Source organism: Bifidobacterium sp., from assembly GCF_050874245.1.
Taxonomy (GTDB): Bacteria; Actinomycetota; Actinomycetes; order Actinomycetales; family Bifidobacteriaceae; genus Bifidobacterium.
In genome coordinates, this window is the sequence record NZ_JBNMKH010000189.1 from 1 (window position 1) to 1,379 (window position 1,379).

Below are 1,379 nucleotides of genomic sequence, written 5' to 3' on the forward strand. Positions count from 1 at the left end.
GTACGTGCTCCGTCCTGCGGTCTCGTTGGCCGTCATCATGGCCTGGGTAATCTGACTGTACATGTCCTGATAGCCGCCAGGGGTGGATGCCGGCAGCACCACGGTCTTAGCGTTGTCGGATTCGCTCAGCGAGCGCAGCACGTCGAGATACTGGTTGAACAGCACCACGTTGTTCACGTCGCCGATGTTCATGCCGACGGCCTGCAGGCTCTTGATCTGGTCGACGATACCGCTGGCGATCTCACGACGGTAATTGGCCTGGCCCTCACCCTGCAGACGTGTCTTCTCAGCTTCCGCGGCGGCTTGAGTCTCAATCTGAATGCGCTGGGCCTCGGCACGCTGGCGGGTGGCCTCCTTCTCGCGCTGGGCCGCGTTGATGGAATCCATGGCGTTCTTGACCTGTGGACTCGGATCGATGGCGGTAATCAGGGTCTTGACCACGGTGAAGCCGAAACGGGACATCTCGTTGCCAACGGTCTTCTGCACGTCGAAGGCCACATCGTCCTTGCGAGCGAAGGCGTCATCAAGGCTCAGCGCCGGAATGGCGGAACGCAGCGCGTCCTCCATGTAGGAACGAAGCTGGCCGGCCGGATCGCGCAACTCATAGTAGGCGGTGGCCACGTTCTCCGGGTTCACGCGGAACTGGGTGGAGGCCACGACGGTGACGAACACGTTGTCGAGCGTCTTGGTCTCCAGCTGCACGTTGAGCTGGTTGACGCGCATGTTGGTCTTCATGGCGATGCGGTCCACGAACGGGATACGGATGTGGATGCCCGCGAACTGGACCTTGTTGAATTTGCCGAATCGCTCGATGATATAGGCCTGCTGCTGCGGCACGATGAACAACGTGGACAGGAACAGGAACGCGATGATCAGTGCAACGACAAGGAGCGCTACAAGGAACGGCATGACATTACTCCCTTTCTTTGGTTTCTCTTCAAAGGCTTCGCATACGGCCTTTCGTAGGTTCTGCAACCATTGCCGGACCCAGGTAAAAATTTACCAATATATCGCGCTTCCCCGCATATTTTGTCCGGGAGCCGGGCAGGGAGCGTCCGGGAGCTGGACAGTACGCGTCTCACGAGCCGAAACTGGGCGCCGGGCTCCGTCCATCTCGTGACGTCAACGGATCCTATCCGCCTAATAAGCTCCCGCTATCGCCTGGTCGAGGTCGGAGATGAGGTCGTCCACGTTTTCGAGGCCGATGGACAGGCGGATGAGATTGTCGCCGACGCCGGCCGCGTCGTAATAGTCGGCAGGCACCTCACGATGCGTCACCTTCGTCGGATTGACGATCAATGAACGCGAATCGCCGATGTTCGGCACATAGGAGAACACCTTCGTCGAATCCAGAATGCGTTCCACGTTGCGTTCGTCAC

Annotated in this window: 2 protein-coding genes; both read right to left on the reverse strand. The window is 59.2% G+C overall.

All coding sequences use genetic code 11. From position 1 onward, the window contains the following. On the reverse strand, nucleotides 1-909 hold a 909-nt coding region (locus ACR0P8_RS09765), incomplete at its 3' end, for an SPFH domain-containing protein (RefSeq protein ID WP_432624858.1). A gap of 231 nt (nucleotides 910-1,140) precedes the next feature. Beyond that, nucleotides 1,141-1,379 (reverse strand): PLP-dependent transferase (locus ACR0P8_RS09770; RefSeq protein ID WP_432624859.1); only part of this gene is annotated, 239 nt, incomplete at its 5' end.